The organism is Streptomyces sp. NPDC127595 (assembly GCF_042671685.1).
GTDB lineage: Bacteria > Actinomycetota > Actinomycetes > Streptomycetales > Streptomycetaceae > Streptomyces.
This window is the reverse complement of sequence record NZ_JBHXWK010000011.1, coordinates 253,452-266,078: the sequence shown is the minus strand read 5'-3', so window position 1 is coordinate 266,078 and position 12,627 is coordinate 253,452. Positions and strand designations below refer to the sequence as shown.

The window sequence follows — 12,627 nt, the reverse complement described above, 5'->3', positions numbered from 1 at the left end:
ACGACGAGAACCCGCCCCGCGTACGACGAGAACCCGCCCCGCGTACGACGAGAACCCGCCCCGCGTCGAATACGCCCTCACCACCCACCCCCCTCGGCCGCACCCTCGTCCCCCTCCTCGACGCCGCCTGCACCTGGAGTGCCGCGGACCTTCCGCAACTCCTCGCCGCCCGCGACGCCCACGAGAACGCTTCCGGATCGCGGCATCATGGGCTGTGTGCGACTCCAAGCGATCACCTGGGAAAAGCTCGGCGACCTCCTCGCCGAGCGGCTGCTCGACATGGAACCGGACGACGGCAGCCCCTGGCCGCGCATCGCCTTCGACGGAGCGCCGGCCGCCCGCCCCGGTGAACTCGCGCACCGCGTCTCCGAGGCGCTCCGCATACGAGGCCGGGCCTCCCTCGTGGTCGGCACGGAGGGCTTCCTGCGTCCCTCGTCGGTGCGGCTCGAATACGGCCGCGAGGATGTGGACTCCTACTACGACGGTTGGTTCGACACCGGCGCCCTGTGGCGTGAGGTCTTCGGCCCCCTCGAACCCGGCGGCGACGGCCGAGTCCTGCCCGACCTCTGGGATCCGGCCACCGACCGCGCCACCCGCAGCCCGTACGTCCAACTCCCGCCAGGCTGCCCCCTGTTGCTGCACGGTCCCTTCCTCCTTCGCCACTGGTTCCCCTTCGACCTCAGCATCCACGTGTTCCTCTCGCCGGGCGCACTCCGCCGCCGCACCCCCGAGGCCGAGCACTGGACCCTCCCCGCCTTCGCGCGCTACGAGACCGAGACGGACCCCGGCACCACGGCCGACGTCCTGGTTCGTGCCGACGACCCACGGCATCCGGCGTGGAACGGCTGAGCGCAGGCGGTCACCCAAAACCCTTCTGCATGCACGTGCATATAGTTATGCTGGCGGTCATGACGCTCTCCTTCGGTGAATCGGTCCGCACGCTCCTCGACGCCAAGAACTTCGCCAGCGTCGCCACCCTCGGCCCCGGCGGCGCCCCCCAGAACTCGGTGGTCTGGATCAAACGCGAGGGCGACACCGTGCTGTTCTCCTCCACCGCCGGCCGCCAGAAGGTGCGCAACCTCCAGCGGGACCCCCGGATCAGCCTCTCGGTCTTCGACCTCGCCAACCCCTACACCTCGGTGGAGATCCGCGGCACCGCCGAGATCCTCCCCGACGACGCCAAGAGCCTCCCGTACGAGCTCTCCCACAAGTACCTCGGCATCGACCCTCCGGCGGAGAAGGACGACGAGGTCCGCGTGATCATCCGTGTCGTCCCGCAAAAGATCGTCGGCTTCTCCGCCTGACCCGGAAACGGGGCCCCTGGCTTGCAACCGGGAACCCTGACCCGTAAACGGGAACCCTGGCCTGTAGCCGGCAACGCTGACTCGAAACCAGGAACTCTGACCCGAAAACGGGAACTTCCGGGTGCGTTTCTCCGGGGGCGCGGCGAGAATGTAGGGCGCCGGGACTAGCGGTGCCTTCCGCTCCGCGCCGGCCGTCCGGCACCGGGAGGTACTTCATGACCACCGCCGGAGACATCATGCACCGTGGTGCCCAGTGGATTCCCGCTCACGAGACCCTGGACCGCGCCGCCCAGCTGATGCGCGAGCTCCACGTGGGAGCCCTGCCCATCAGTGACGAGAACGAACGGCTCTGCGGCATCCTCACGGACCGCGACATCGTCATCGGCTGTGTGGCCATGGGCCACGACCCGGCGCGGATCACCGCGGGCGAGATGGCACAGGGCACCCCGCGCTGGATCGACTCGAACGCCGATGTCGGCGAGGTGCTCCAGGAGATGAAGGGGCACCAGATCCGCCGGCTTCCCGTGATCGAGAACAAGCGCCTGGTCGGCATGATCAGCGAGGCCGACCTGGCCCAGCACCTGACGGACGAACAACTCGCCGCCTGGGTCGAGAGCGTCTACGCGAGGAGCGCGACGCGCTGACCTCGACAATCCTCCTGGTCCGGTCGATCCTCCCGGTCCAGTGGATCATCCCGCATCCCGCATCCCGCATCCCGTTGTCCGGCTGTCCGGCTGTCCTGACGGACCGGCAGTCGGACACGTGGACGGACAGCCGCACTTCGGAGAGCGGCGTCCCAGGTCGCGGCGTCCCAGGCCCCTCACAACCAGCCGCTGCGCCGGAACCCCCGATAAAGGACGAGGCAGGCGGTGGCTATCACGCCGAGGACCAGCGGGTAGCCGAACGTCCAGTGCAGTTCCGGCATATGCTCGAAGTTCATGCCGTACACCCCGCAGACCATCGTCGGTACGGCGATGAGGGCCGCCCACGCCGTGATCTTCCGCATGTCTTCGTTCTGCGACACCGTGACCTGCGCCAGGTGCGCCTGGAGGATGGAGTTGAGCAGCTCGTCGAAGGCGGCGATCTGCTCGGTGGCCCGCAGCAGGTGGTCGGAGACATCGCGGAAATAGGCCTGTATCTCCGGGTCGATCACCCGTATCGGGCGGGTGGCGAGCTCCTGGACCGGGCGGGCGAGCGGAACCACGGCCCGCTTCAGTTCCAGGAGTTCACGCTTGAGCTGGTAGATGCGGCCCGCGTCCGCGCGAGCGCCGTTCTCCGCGAAGACGTCGGCCTCGACCTGGTCGATGTCAGCCTGGACCGAGTCCGTGACATTCACGTAGTCGTCGACCACATGGTCCGCGATCGCATGCAGCACCGTGGCCGGGCCCTTGGAGAGCTGGCGGGGATCGGCCTCCAGCTCCTCGCGCAGCGGGCCCAGTGACCCGTGCCTTCCGTGCCGCACCGTGATGACGAAGTCCGCCCCGACGAAGACCATGATCTCGCCGGTGTTCACCACCTCGCTGGTCGCCGTCAGTTCCTTGTGCTCGACGTAGCAGACCGTCTTGAACACGGCGAAGAGCGTCTCGCCGTATGCCTCCAGCTTCGGGCGCTGATGGGCTTCCACCGCGTCTTCGACGGCCAGGGGGTGCAGGTCGAAGAGATCGGCGATGCCCGTGAACTCCTGGTCCGTCGGCTCATGCAGCCCGAGCCAGACGAACCCGTCGTCCTTCTTGCGGACCCGCTCCACGGTTTCGACCAGATCGCGGCCCCCGGGGACCCTGGCGCCGTCTTGGTAAGCCACGCAGTTCACCACTGCCGAGCCCAGCGGGGACCGGGCGGGGTGGCTCAGGTCGACTCGGGTGTGTCGCCGTGCCAGCCGCGCCACCTTGCGGAGGCCGCTGACCTTGTCGAGGCCCGCGACCTTCCGCAGATTCCCTGCCATGGACATTTGGATCTCCTTGCGTGGATCCCCTCGCGCCGCACTTTGCGCCTTGGCGTGTCAGTTTGCCAGGCCGGTTCGACCGCCGGAGAAGCCTGTGGGAACGGAACATTCCGCTCCGGTACATCGACCGCGGGGGAGTGTCGACAACGGGAGCGTCAGCGAATCATGACAAGGCGCTCAAATGGGATGATCTCTCTATGACGCGAACCGACGGGTATCTCCTCGACAACCGGCAGACCGAGGCGGAGCAGCGCTTCGACGCCTCCGCCACTCTCTTCGACCCCACGACGTTCCGGCACCTCGAACGCTTCGGCATCGGCTCCGGCTGGCGCTGCTGGGAGGTCGGCGCGGGCGGCACGTCCGTGGTGTCCTGGCTCGCCAAGAAGGTCGGCCCCACCGGACGGGTCATCGCGACCGACACCGACACGTCGTGGGTGAGATCCGCTGCCCGTCCGCCGATCGAGGTGCGCGTCCACGACGTGGGCGCCGAGGAGCCGCCGGGCGACGGCTTCGACCTCGTGCACGCCAGGCTCGTACTGGTCCATGTGCCGGACCGGGAGCGGGCGTTGCGGTCGATGATCAAGGCCCTGCGACCCGGCGGCCGGCTCCTCGTCGAGGATGCCGACCCCGCGTTGCAACCCCTGCTCTGCCTCGACGAGTACGGCCCCGAGCAACAACTCGCGAACCGGCTGCGCCAAGGCCTGCGCAGCCTGCTCGGGGAGCGCGGCACCGACCTCGGGTACGGCCGCAAACTCCCGCGCCTGCTCCGCCAGGCCGGGTTGCGCGGTGTCGAGGCCGACGCGTACTTCCCCGTCACCTCGCCTGCCTGCGCCGCCCTCGAATCCGCGACGATCCGTCAGATCAGGGAACAGCTCGTCACCGCGGGTCTCGCCACCCACGAGGAGATCGACCGCCACCTGGCCAATGTCGCCTCCGGGTCGATGGACCTGGCGACGGCGCCGATGATCTCGGCCTGGGGGCGCAAGGGGTAGAGGCGGGAGAGGAGTTGGCGCGCAGGCAGTAGGCATGACCAGTAGGCGCGACCAATAGCACGGCTGGTGGCCACGACCGGTGGGCATGACCGGTGGGCATGACCGGTGGACACGGCTGGTGAGCACGGCTGGTAGGTACGACCGATGGGAACGGGCTAGTAGGCGCGACCTGTAGGCCGCCACCGAGCACGGTCACCTGCCCGTCGGCGGCCTCCCCCCGACCCGCTCCACCGCCATCGCCCCCGCCCGGCACCCCCGCCCCGCGGCCTCCTCGGGCTCCGCGCCGGCGAGCAGGGCGGCGAGGAACGCTCCGGTGAAGGCATCGCCCGCGCCCGTGGTGTCGCGGGGTGTGGCGGGCGACGCCGGAACACGGGCGTGGACGGCGCCCGAGCGGGCCACCAGGGCTCCGTCGCCGCCCTGCTTGGCGACGACCAGGGGGACGTGGCGGCTCAACTTGGCCGCCGCGTCCGCCGGATCGGGCAGCCCCGTCAGGAGGAAGGCCTCGTTCCGGCTGGGCAGCATGATGTCGACGCCCTCCGCGAGTGCGAGGAAGCGGTCCACACCCAACTGCGTGAGGAACCCCGCCGACGCCGGGTCCAGGCTCACCGGTACGCCACGCGCGCGTGCCGACTCCAGCACCACCGACACCAGCGCCCGGCCCGACTCGGAGAAGAGCAGATAGCCCGACAGGTGCAGTCGCGCGACCCCGTCGAGCAGCGAGGGAGACCAGTTGCCGGGTTCGAGTTGCGGGGAGGACCCGAGGTCCGTGAGAAACGTGCGCTCGGCCGAAGCGCCCGTGTCCACCAGGCAGATGACCGTCCCCGTGGGCGCCTCCGGATCGACGACGAGGAGCGGGCGTACGCCGGATGCCGTCAGCTCACGCTCGTGCCACGCGGCCGCGTCCGCACCCACCCGGCCGAGCAGCCGTACGTCTGCACAGCCCTCGTGCGCCGCCCAGCAGGCGACGTTGGCGCCTGCCCCGCCCGGCAGCGTCCGGATCACGGCGGCCGTGTCGGTGCCCGCAGCCAGCGGACCCCGGTGCTGGGCGACGACGTCCGTGACCACGTCACCGACGACGAGCAGCGCACCCGTGGCCGCGTTTCCCTCTCGCCCGGCAGCCGCGTGATCCGTCCCGCTCACGCCGCCCCGGCCCAGGCGGCCGCGATGCCCCCCGCGAGGCGTACGTTGCCGCGCACCGCCGCGAGGTTGGCACTCAGCGAGGCGCCGTCCGTGTGCCGCACCAGATAGTCGAGCAGGAACGGAGTCACGGCCTGCCCGGACACACCCTCCGCCTCGCACGCGTGCAGCGCGTCGGCGAGCACGCGCGCGTGGAGCTCGGGATCGAGCTGCTCCGCTTCGGGGACCGGATTCGCGACGATGAGCGCCGACTCGGGACCCTCCAGCGTGTCCTGCGCGCGCATGACATCCGCCACCTGTCCGGGCGACCGCAGTGTCCACTCCACCGGATATCCCGAGTCGGACAGGTAGAAGCCGGGGAACCGCTCCGTGCCGTACCCGGCCACCGCCACGCCCAGTGTCTCCAGGCGCTGCAGTGTCGCGGGCACGTCCAGGATCGACTTGACGCCCGCGCACACCACCGTGATCCGGGTACGCGCCAGCAGACCCAGATCGGCGGACTCGTCCTGGGTCACCGTCCACTCCCGGTGCACCCCGCCGAGCCCGCCCGTCGCGAACACCCGTACGCCCGCGCGGGCGGCCAGCAGCGCCGTCGCGGACACGGTTGTCGCCCCGCTCGCCCCCGATGCCACCGCGAGGGGCAGATCACGGTGCCCCAGCTTGCGGATCCCGTCCTCGTTCGCGACCCGCTCCAACTGCTCCTTGTCCAGTCCCACAAGAGGGTGCCCGTCGAGCACGGCGATCGTCGCGGGTACGGCGCCCTCCCGCCGTACGACATCCTCCAGTTCCAGAGCGACCTGCAGATTGCGCGGGCGCGGCAGCCCGTGCGCGATGATCGTCGACTCCAGGGCCACCACCGGCCGGCGCGCGTCGAGCGCCTCCCGCACCTCTTCGGACACCACGATCACGCGCCTGCCTCCTGTCGGTCGGTCGTCTTTCCTCATCTCTGGCGAGCGGCACACCAGGTCAAACCCTTGCGACCGGCGTCACGCACCCCCAGCCTGAGGGCATGACGGACAACTCGGCACGTCTCGACCATGTCGTCCTCTGGGTGCGCGATCCGGTCGCCTCCGCCGGCTTCTACGAGGAGGCGGTCGGCCTGGAACCCCTGAGGGTCACCGAATTCGCCGCGGGAGAGGTGTCGTTCCCCTCCGTACGCCTCAATGAGGAGACCATTTTCGACCTCGCGCCGCTCGCCATGGCGCCGCACATGACGATGGTCCCCGGAGCTGCCGACAGCGCCGGTCACCCCGTCAGCCACGTGTGCCTGTCCCTCCAGGAGGACGATTTCACGGGGCTGCGCGCACGTCTGGAGGAGCGCTCCGTCCCCGTCTCGGACTTCTCGTACGACTCCTTCGGAGCCCGCGGAATGTCCAAACGCAGCTTCTACTTCCGCGACCCGGACGGAAACGTCTTCGAGGCACGGCACTACGAGTAGCGCACAGGGGTGCCCACGTGGGTGGGCACCCCTGTCAGCCGGCTGGGCGTATGCCTTGCAGCACCTCAGACGGGTCGTACGCCGTCCAGGGCCCCATGTGGATCGAGGACGTACTTGCGGCTGGCGCCCTGGTCGAACTCGGCGTAACCGCGCGGTGCGTCGTCCAGGCTGATCACCGTGGCGTTGACCGCCTTGGCGATGTGCACCCGCTCGTGCAGGATCGCCTGCATCAGCCCCCGGTGGTACCGCATCACCGGGCACTGGCCCGTGGTGAACTGGTGACTCTTCGCCCAGCCCAGGCCGAGCCGTACCTTCAGTGTCCCGGTCCGGGCGTCCTGGTCGACCCCTCCGGGGTCGTCCGTGACGTACAGCCCGGGGATGCCGAGGGCGCCGCCCGCGCGCGTGATGCCCATCAGCGAGTTGAGGACGGTCGCGGGTGCCTCCTGGGCGTTCGGGCCGTGGGCCCTGGCCTCGAAGCCGACGGCGTCGACGGCCGCGTCGACCTCGGGCTCCCCGAGGATCTGCGCGATCTGGTCCTCCACGCTGCCGCGGGACACATCGACGGTCTCGCAGCCGAAACTCCGCGCCTGGGCGAGGCGTTCGGCGTTGAGGTCCCCGACGATGACGACCGCGGCGCCGAGGAGCTGCGCGGAAGCCGCGGCGGCGAGCCCGACCGGGCCCGCCCCGGCGACGTACACCGTCGAACCGACACCGGCGCCCGCGGTGACCGCGCCGTGGAAGCCGGTCGGGAAAATGTCCGACAGCATGGTGAGGTCGAGGAGCTTCTCGCGTGCCTGGTCCCGGTCGGGGAACCGCAGCAGGTTGAAGTCCGCGTACGGGACCATGGCGTACTCGGCCTGTCCGCCGACCCAGCCGCCCATGTCGACATACCCATAAGCGGCGCCCGGCCGGGCCGGGTTGACGTTCAGACAGATGCCGGTTTTCCGCTCCTTGCAGTTACGGCACCGCCCGCAGGCGATGTTGAACGGCACCGACACGATGTCCCCGACCTCGATGAACTCGACGTCCGGGCCGCGTTCCAGTACCTCTCCGGTGATTTCGTGTCCGAGGACCAGCCCCTCGGGCGCGGTCGTACGACCCCGCACCATGTGCTGGTCACTTCCGCAGATGTTGCTGGCGAGCACCTTCAGGATGACCCCGTGCCGACACTTGCGGCCGACGTTCCCGGGAGCGAATGCCATTGAGGGACCTAGGTTACTGGGGTGCGGCGGCGGGGAGCGGCTATGGCTCCGTGATCTCCTCGACGATTTGGAGGGTGTCGTCGAGGCGCGTGAGTAGCCGCGCGATGGTCAGGATGAGGCCTGCGGGGTCCAGTTGCGCGAGGTCTGCGGCGCGGAAGTTCTCGAGGTCGCGGCGCGCGTAGTCGAGGCGCGTCTCCTGCTCCGCGGTGAGCTGGCAGGAGGGTGGATTGTGCTTGCGCATGTGGGGGTCACCTGGTGCTCGGCGTCGCGGCGTGTGCTGTTGAGTAAGTCTTTGTCGAAATGATCGAGTAAGGCGCCGATCTGAACAATGGTCAGATCCTGGCCATCGCTCGAACGCGCGCTCTATATGCGAGGTGGGTTCCGAGCGGCCAGGACTCGCAGGCGGCGATGTACCAACGATGGTACAGACAATGATCACCGCTCCCACCAGCGTGTATGCGTGCCTTCCGACCCCCTGCCCGCTTGGGTACTCGCCCGCCGACAGGCCATCGGAGATAACGTCCGCGCCGCGCGTAAGCGCAAGAAATTTACACAAGAGCAGCTCGGCGAGCGCATCGGACTGGACCGCAAAACGGTCAACCGGATCGAACAGGGCGCCTACTCGACACTCCTCGATCACCTGCTCCTCGTCGCCGACGCCCTCGATGTCCCGCTCGCAGACCTCGTCAAGTGACCCGCCGCAGCCCTCAGCAACAACAGGGGCAGGCTGCGACGGGTCACGACGGCCACCGCTCAACAGACGGAGCCGCCCTCATCCCGCTACCGGTTCGGTCGGCGCGACTGCCGGGAGTGGGGGCTCATGAAGCGGAACGACTCCGGAGCGGTCTGCCGCTCGGGACGCGCACACAGCTCCTGGTGGACGGTGACGGAATCGCCGCCCGCCGACGCGGAATCGTGGACGAAGGACTCGGCGGCCTCGCCGGGGCCGATCGGCTCATCGCAACGCGCGCAGATGCTCATCGGCTGCCACTCCCCGAGCGGGCCGCGCGCCCTGCTGCGGACCAGCGCCGGCGCAGGACACCCGCCCGGGTGCACTCCGTCTTCGGGTTCTCCCGGCACCACGTGCACGTGGTGCAGTGGGTGAGGAGGGTGTCGTACTCGGCGGGCGCGAGAGTTCGAATGGTGAGGGGGTGGCGCATGTAGGGACTGCCGGTCATGTCGCGTCGGCCTCCGTCCGGGGCTGGTCGGGTACCGGCTGGGTGATCCGTACGAGGACGGTTCCGTCGCCGAAGACGTCGGTCCATCCGGCCGGGAATGGTGTGGTGTTGTCCGTGGACGTCATGAGGTCGCCTCGTCTTGGATCTCGGCCCAAATCTCCGGGGTGCCTGAGGTGTCGGTGCTGCCGTAGTAGTCCGCGCTGCGGAGTGCGTCGAAGACAGCCCCCCACGTCGCGGCGTCGTGCGGCGGCGGTGCGGGGGCGTGGACGCGTGTGCCGCGCGAGGTGGTCAGCGCGTGCACCGGTTCGTCGAGGGCGCGCTCCAGCGCGGTCCGTAACGCCGCTGCTCGCAAGCTCAATGGCATGGCACATCCCCGCTCTCGTGCGAGAGAATCACTCTCGTACGAGAGTAGCGAGCGGGCACTACTCTGTCACGTAAGTCACATCGAAAGGAGCCCACGGTGACGACCGAGCCGCCGCTGTATCTGCGAGTCGCCGGGGAACTGCGCGCCCGCATCGAGAACGGCGAGTTCCTCCCCGGGGCGCGCCTCCCTTCCGGAGCGGAGATCTCCCGCCAGTACGGCGGCAGCAACAGCGTCGTCAGCGGCGCCTACAAAGTCCTCGTCGACGAAGGCCTCGTCATCTCCCGCCACGGCGCCGGCCACTACGTCCGCAGCCAGGACACCCCCGAACTCCTCATCCGCCAGCACCGCAAACGGTCCGAGGACAGTCCCTTCGGGCGAGGTGTCGCCGAGCAGGGCGCGGCCGGTACGTGGCGGCACGAGTCGACGACAGAGAAGGCCAGTGAGTCGGTGTCCGTACGCCTGGGCATCACGGAGGGCGCTGCGGTGATGCACACCTCGTACGTGTACCTCGCCGACGATGCTCCGGTGCAGCTCGCCGAGTCGTGGGAGCCGCTCTCGCTCACGGGCGAGTCGCTGATCGTGCTCCCGGAGGTGGGTCCGTACGCCGGGGTCGGTGTCGCCGCGCGTATGCGTGTCCTCGGCATCGATGTGGGTGAGCCGGTCGAGCGGGTGCGTGCCCGTACGGCGACGCGTGCTGAGGCGCAGGCGCTGGGCATGGTCCCGCCCGGTCCGGTGATGGCGATCGAGCGGACGTACTACGACCAGGCCACCGGGAGCCCTGTCGAGACCGCAGATGTCGTGATGCGCGGCGACCGCTGGGTCAGCGTGTACGGCGAGATCCCCTCGGGCACCTGACCCTGGGCATGACGAAAGGCCCCCACCGCCCGAAGGCGATGGGGGCCGCAGTGGTTCAGCGCATCAGGAACTGGGCGACGACCCCGGCACCCGCACCGAGGACCGCAGCGCCGCCAGCGGCACGCCACATGGTGTGCTCCAGGGCGCGGATACGGGACTCGTGGTCGGCGACGTCTTTGCCGACCTCGGTGAGGCCCTGGCCGATGGTGTCGAGCTTGGTCTCTACCCGGGTCACGCCATCGCTCAGGGATCTCAACTCCTGGTACATCTGGCCCGAGCTGATGTACACCCCGGGGTCTTGTGGCGTCGCCACCTATACGCCTCTCGCGAGGGATGCCGAGTTGGTGACGTCCTTCCAGCGGGCGACGAGGCCCTTCAGCAGCGACAGGGCCGCGCCGACCCCTCCGGCGCCCGCGGCGTACCACATGCTGCCGTCGAGGGGCTGGGTCACGACGATGCCCGCGATGCCCGCCTGGAGGAACGTCGTGAGGACGCGCTCCAGGAGGTCGCGGCCGTACGTCGCCGCGGTCTTGACGACCGTCTCGGTCGAGGGGAAGTCAGACATGGGTTACTCCTTCACGTCGAAGCCGCGGCGGGTGCCGAGCTTGGTGAGACTGCTCTTGCCGGGCAGGCCGTCGGCAGCGCTGCCGGTGAAGCCGCAGCGGCGCTGCCATGCCGCGTACGCGGTCTTCGTCGCGGTCCCGAAGTGGCCGTCCGCGAGGCTCTTCGCGAGGAGCCCCTCAGCGACGAGCGCGGTCTCCACGGTCTTCGTCCCCGTGTACGAGACGGGCGCGCCGGCCTTCGGTGGGTCGGCCTTCGCCGCGGCGAGGAGCTTCGAGAGGTCGACACTCGGCCGTACCGGTCCGGTGACCGTGCCAGCGCCCGGGCGGGGTGCGCCCTTCTGCACCCACGCGTACAGGTTGTCGCCGGGGCAGGCGGTGGCGTGGCCGTCGCGGTGGCCCTTGATCTCGGTCCCGGCGCCGTTCTTGCGGAGCAGGTCGATGCCGTCGCGGATCGCGTTAAGCAGTTCGCCGGTGGTCTCGGTCACGCCGGAGCTGCCGATGAGGCCGAGGACCGCATAGTGCGCCTGGTTCAGCGCCTGGTTGCCGTTGGCCCCGGTGCGGCGGCCGATGCCGCGGCCCTCAAGGAGGTAGCCGTGGATGCAGGCCGCGTAGTTGTAGGCGACGTCGCTGTAGTTCTCCTGCTGGTTGGCCAGGTGCGCGGCGCGGATGTCCTGCCACAACTCGATGCACAGGCTGTGGTCCTTGACGAGCTTCGTGGACACGGCCGCACCGGTGTAGTGGACCTTCACACCCTTCGTCTTGGCCTGAAGCGGGGCCGCGGACACGGGCCAGCCCAGAGCCTTACGCGTGACGAGCTGCATATCAGCTGCCCTCCTCCAGAACGAGGTCCACGGCAGCCCGTACGGCCGCGTCCTTGGACTCCAGCAGCTTGCGGAGCGCGACTTCGACCTCCAGAGCGTCGAGGCCGGCCTCCTCGACAAGCGACCACGCCAGCGCGTGGAACCTGGACGACACGCCCTGTAGCGCGGGCGGCAGGTGGCTGAACTCGAAGTACCGGAGGATGGGGCTGGGTTGGGGCGTTGCCATGAGTGCCTCCAGGGCATGAGGAAAGCCCCGGCCAGACGGCACAGGGCAGACAGAGTCGAAAGGGGCTACGCGTGGCCAGTGAAAGTGATGCTCATATGCGGCCGGGCGCTGGCCGTCGACGTATTCAGGGCGGCCCCGGAGTTCTGGCCCGGGGCCAGTTCGATGTAGTCCCCCACGCCGAGGAGTACCGGGATCGACCGGGCGTTGACCGCAGCAACGCCCGCTCCTGACGTTGCCTGTGAGCGTGCGCCGTGCCCTCCGGGAACGAGAGCGCCGGACTCGAACCAGCACGCCGCCCTCAGGCCAGTCGCGTTGAACGCGTAGGAGATCCCGCCGTTCAGGTGGTACCAGCCAGCGAGCTGGCAGGTGTAGCGCGTCGGGCTGCCTGCCGCCCATCCACCCAGGTCATCCAGGGTGATCGATTCCCAGATCATGGCGTTCGACAACACCGGATTGCCGTCCGTGCTGTTCGGCACAGACTGAGCGGTGTCCCTGGTCGCGAGGAAAACCACGCGCCCGACCAGGGCCGCGCTGTTGAGCCGGTCGGCGGTCATGACCATGCCCGGGTTCCAGCCGGGGAACGGGATGAAGGCCACGGGTCCTCC

20 protein-coding genes and 1 pseudogene are annotated in these 12,627 nt (G+C 69.4%); 7 read left to right on the top strand and 14 right to left on the bottom strand.

Features of this window, described 5'->3' with window-relative positions:
- Nucleotides 1–207 precede the first annotated feature (207 nt).
- From ACFVKT_RS31415 to ACFVKT_RS31405, 3 genes are all read left to right on the top strand, one after another.
- Nucleotides 208–849: a uridine kinase gene (locus ACFVKT_RS31415; protein ID WP_385737822.1), complete on the top strand. Its 642-nt coding sequence runs from the start codon at nt 208–210 to the stop codon at nt 847–849.
- Between the two features lie 59 nt (nt 850–908).
- Nucleotides 909–1,304, top strand: coding sequence for a PPOX class F420-dependent oxidoreductase (locus ACFVKT_RS31410; RefSeq protein ID WP_385737820.1), 396 nt, complete (start codon nt 909–911; stop codon nt 1,302–1,304).
- 215 nt (nt 1,305–1,519) lie between these two features.
- The gene (locus ACFVKT_RS31405; protein WP_385737818.1) at nt 1,520–1,948 is read left to right on the top strand and encodes a CBS domain-containing protein; all 429 of its coding nucleotides are present in this window, start codon (nt 1,520–1,522) and stop codon (nt 1,946–1,948) included.
- A 176-nt stretch (nt 1,949–2,124) separates the two neighbouring features.
- On the opposite strand, the gene ACFVKT_RS31400 is transcribed toward ACFVKT_RS31405, so the two are convergent.
- Nucleotides 2,125–3,252 carry a magnesium and cobalt transport protein CorA gene (locus tag ACFVKT_RS31400; RefSeq protein WP_385737816.1) on the bottom strand — a complete coding sequence of 376 codons (1,128 nt, stop codon included), beginning with the start codon at nt 3,250–3,252 and terminating at the stop codon, nt 2,125–2,127.
- A gap of 191 nt (nt 3,253–3,443) precedes the next feature.
- Here ACFVKT_RS31400 and ACFVKT_RS31395 point away from each other — a divergent pair, with 191 nt between their 5' ends.
- Complete coding sequence (locus tag ACFVKT_RS31395) at nt 3,444–4,238, top strand: class I SAM-dependent methyltransferase (protein WP_385737814.1); 795 nt, start codon at nt 3,444–3,446, stop codon at nt 4,236–4,238.
- Nucleotides 4,239–4,430: 192 nt separating this feature from the next.
- On the opposite strand, the gene ACFVKT_RS31390 is transcribed toward ACFVKT_RS31395, so the two are convergent.
- On the bottom strand, nt 4,431–5,378 hold the full coding sequence (locus tag ACFVKT_RS31390) for a carbohydrate kinase family protein (RefSeq protein WP_385737812.1): 948 nt from the start codon (nt 5,376–5,378) through the stop codon (nt 4,431–4,433).
- On the bottom strand, nt 5,375–6,319 hold the full coding sequence (locus ACFVKT_RS31385; RefSeq protein ID WP_385737810.1) for a pseudouridine-5'-phosphate glycosidase: 945 nt from the start codon (nt 6,317–6,319) through the stop codon (nt 5,375–5,377). The genes ACFVKT_RS31390 and ACFVKT_RS31385 overlap by 4 nt, the downstream gene beginning before the upstream one ends.
- 65 nt (nt 6,320–6,384) lie before the next feature.
- Between ACFVKT_RS31385 and ACFVKT_RS31380 the strand changes: the two genes are divergently transcribed.
- Nucleotides 6,385–6,813 carry a VOC family protein gene (locus ACFVKT_RS31380; protein ID WP_385737808.1) on the top strand — a complete coding sequence of 143 codons (429 nt, stop codon included), beginning with the start codon at nt 6,385–6,387 and terminating at the stop codon, nt 6,811–6,813.
- 65 nt (nt 6,814–6,878) lie between these two features.
- On the opposite strand, the pseudogene fdhA reads toward ACFVKT_RS31380, so the two are convergent.
- Together fdhA and ACFVKT_RS31370 are read right to left on the bottom strand one after the other, a co-directional pair.
- Nucleotides 6,879–8,009 (bottom strand): annotated as a pseudogene (gene fdhA, locus ACFVKT_RS31375) (formaldehyde dehydrogenase, glutathione-independent); the annotation flags it as partial.
- Between the two features lie 46 nt (nt 8,010–8,055).
- Nucleotides 8,056–8,256, bottom strand: a complete 201-nt coding sequence (locus ACFVKT_RS31370; RefSeq protein WP_385737806.1) for a hypothetical protein — start codon at nt 8,254–8,256, stop codon at nt 8,056–8,058.
- Nucleotides 8,257–8,475: 219 nt separating this feature from the next.
- Between ACFVKT_RS31370 and ACFVKT_RS31365 the strand changes: the two genes are divergently transcribed.
- The gene (locus ACFVKT_RS31365; protein WP_385737804.1) at nt 8,476–8,709 is read left to right on the top strand and encodes a helix-turn-helix domain-containing protein; all 234 of its coding nucleotides are present in this window, start codon (nt 8,476–8,478) and stop codon (nt 8,707–8,709) included.
- A gap of 86 nt (nt 8,710–8,795) precedes the next feature.
- Here ACFVKT_RS31365 and ACFVKT_RS31360 read toward each other — a convergent pair whose 3' ends face one another.
- Genes ACFVKT_RS31360 through ACFVKT_RS31345 form a run of 4 tightly spaced genes read right to left on the bottom strand, consistent with a single transcriptional unit; the run spans nt 8,796 to nt 9,557 of the window.
- Complete coding sequence (locus ACFVKT_RS31360; RefSeq protein WP_385737802.1) at nt 8,796–8,996, bottom strand: hypothetical protein; 201 nt, start codon at nt 8,994–8,996, stop codon at nt 8,796–8,798.
- Nucleotides 8,993–9,193, bottom strand: a complete 201-nt coding sequence (locus ACFVKT_RS31355) for a hypothetical protein (RefSeq protein WP_385737800.1) — start codon at nt 9,191–9,193, stop codon at nt 8,993–8,995. The genes ACFVKT_RS31360 and ACFVKT_RS31355 overlap by 4 nt, the downstream gene beginning before the upstream one ends.
- Nucleotides 9,190–9,318 carry a hypothetical protein gene (locus ACFVKT_RS31350; RefSeq protein ID WP_385737798.1) on the bottom strand — a complete coding sequence of 43 codons (129 nt, stop codon included), beginning with the start codon at nt 9,316–9,318 and terminating at the stop codon, nt 9,190–9,192. Before ACFVKT_RS31350 ends, ACFVKT_RS31355 begins: the two co-directional genes overlap by 4 nt.
- Nucleotides 9,315–9,557, bottom strand: coding sequence for a hypothetical protein (locus tag ACFVKT_RS31345; protein ID WP_385737796.1), 243 nt, complete (start codon nt 9,555–9,557; stop codon nt 9,315–9,317). The genes ACFVKT_RS31350 and ACFVKT_RS31345 overlap by 4 nt, the downstream gene beginning before the upstream one ends.
- Before the next feature lie 96 nt (nt 9,558–9,653).
- Between ACFVKT_RS31345 and ACFVKT_RS31340 the strand changes: the two genes are divergently transcribed.
- The gene (locus ACFVKT_RS31340; protein WP_385737794.1) at nt 9,654–10,412 is read left to right on the top strand and encodes a GntR family transcriptional regulator; all 759 of its coding nucleotides are present in this window, start codon (nt 9,654–9,656) and stop codon (nt 10,410–10,412) included.
- 55 nt (nt 10,413–10,467) lie between these two features.
- Here the strand turns inward: ACFVKT_RS31340 and ACFVKT_RS31335 are convergent, their stop codons facing one another.
- The 5 genes from ACFVKT_RS31335 to ACFVKT_RS31315 form a co-directional block, all read right to left on the bottom strand.
- Nucleotides 10,468–10,725: a hypothetical protein gene (locus ACFVKT_RS31335; protein ID WP_385737792.1), complete on the bottom strand. Its 258-nt coding sequence runs from the start codon at nt 10,723–10,725 to the stop codon at nt 10,468–10,470.
- The gene (locus ACFVKT_RS31330) at nt 10,726–10,977 is read right to left on the bottom strand and encodes a hypothetical protein (RefSeq protein ID WP_385737790.1); all 252 of its coding nucleotides are present in this window, start codon (nt 10,975–10,977) and stop codon (nt 10,726–10,728) included. It abuts the gene before it with no gap.
- 3 nt (nt 10,978–10,980) lie between these two features.
- Complete coding sequence (locus tag ACFVKT_RS31325) at nt 10,981–11,796, bottom strand: N-acetylmuramoyl-L-alanine amidase (RefSeq protein WP_385737788.1); 816 nt, start codon at nt 11,794–11,796, stop codon at nt 10,981–10,983.
- 1 nt (nt 11,797) lies between these two features.
- Nucleotides 11,798–12,022: a hypothetical protein gene (locus ACFVKT_RS31320; protein WP_385737786.1), complete on the bottom strand. Its 225-nt coding sequence runs from the start codon at nt 12,020–12,022 to the stop codon at nt 11,798–11,800.
- Nucleotides 12,023–12,087: 65 nt separating this feature from the next.
- Complete coding sequence (locus ACFVKT_RS31315) at nt 12,088–12,618, bottom strand: hypothetical protein (RefSeq protein WP_385737784.1); 531 nt, start codon at nt 12,616–12,618, stop codon at nt 12,088–12,090.
- Nucleotides 12,619–12,627 lie beyond the last annotated feature (9 nt).

What these genes read in the sequence shown, in the direction of transcription:
- ACFVKT_RS31415 (WP_385737822.1), top strand. Translation starts at nt 208, where the DNA reads ATGGGCTGTGTGCGACTCCAAGCGATCACCTGGGAAAAGCTCGGCGAC.
- ACFVKT_RS31410 (WP_385737820.1), top strand. Translation starts at nt 909, where the DNA reads ATGACGCTCTCCTTCGGTGAATCGGTCCGCACGCTCCTCGACGCCAAG.
- ACFVKT_RS31405 (WP_385737818.1), top strand. Translation starts at nt 1,520, where the DNA reads ATGACCACCGCCGGAGACATCATGCACCGTGGTGCCCAGTGGATTCCC.
- ACFVKT_RS31400 (WP_385737816.1), bottom strand. Translation starts at nt 3,252, where the DNA reads ATGTCCATGGCAGGGAATCTGCGGAAGGTCGCGGGCCTCGACAAGGTC.
- ACFVKT_RS31395 (WP_385737814.1), top strand. Translation starts at nt 3,444, where the DNA reads ATGACGCGAACCGACGGGTATCTCCTCGACAACCGGCAGACCGAGGCG.
- ACFVKT_RS31385 (WP_385737810.1), bottom strand. Translation starts at nt 6,319, where the DNA reads ATGAGGAAAGACGACCGACCGACAGGAGGCAGGCGCGTGATCGTGGTG.
- ACFVKT_RS31380 (WP_385737808.1), top strand. Translation starts at nt 6,385, where the DNA reads ATGACGGACAACTCGGCACGTCTCGACCATGTCGTCCTCTGGGTGCGC.
- ACFVKT_RS31370 (WP_385737806.1), bottom strand. Translation starts at nt 8,256, where the DNA reads ATGCGCAAGCACAATCCACCCTCCTGCCAGCTCACCGCGGAGCAGGAG.
- ACFVKT_RS31360 (WP_385737802.1), bottom strand. Translation starts at nt 8,996, where the DNA reads ATGAGCATCTGCGCGCGTTGCGATGAGCCGATCGGCCCCGGCGAGGCC.
- ACFVKT_RS31355 (WP_385737800.1), bottom strand. Translation starts at nt 9,193, where the DNA reads ATGACCGGCAGTCCCTACATGCGCCACCCCCTCACCATTCGAACTCTC.
- ACFVKT_RS31350 (WP_385737798.1), bottom strand. Translation starts at nt 9,318, where the DNA reads ATGACGTCCACGGACAACACCACACCATTCCCGGCCGGATGGACCGAC.
- ACFVKT_RS31345 (WP_385737796.1), bottom strand. Translation starts at nt 9,557, where the DNA reads ATGCCATTGAGCTTGCGAGCAGCGGCGTTACGGACCGCGCTGGAGCGC.
- ACFVKT_RS31330 (WP_385737790.1), bottom strand. Translation starts at nt 10,977, where the DNA reads ATGTCTGACTTCCCCTCGACCGAGACGGTCGTCAAGACCGCGGCGACG.
- ACFVKT_RS31325 (WP_385737788.1), bottom strand. Translation starts at nt 11,796, where the DNA reads ATGCAGCTCGTCACGCGTAAGGCTCTGGGCTGGCCCGTGTCCGCGGCC.
- ACFVKT_RS31320 (WP_385737786.1), bottom strand. Translation starts at nt 12,022, where the DNA reads ATGGCAACGCCCCAACCCAGCCCCATCCTCCGGTACTTCGAGTTCAGC.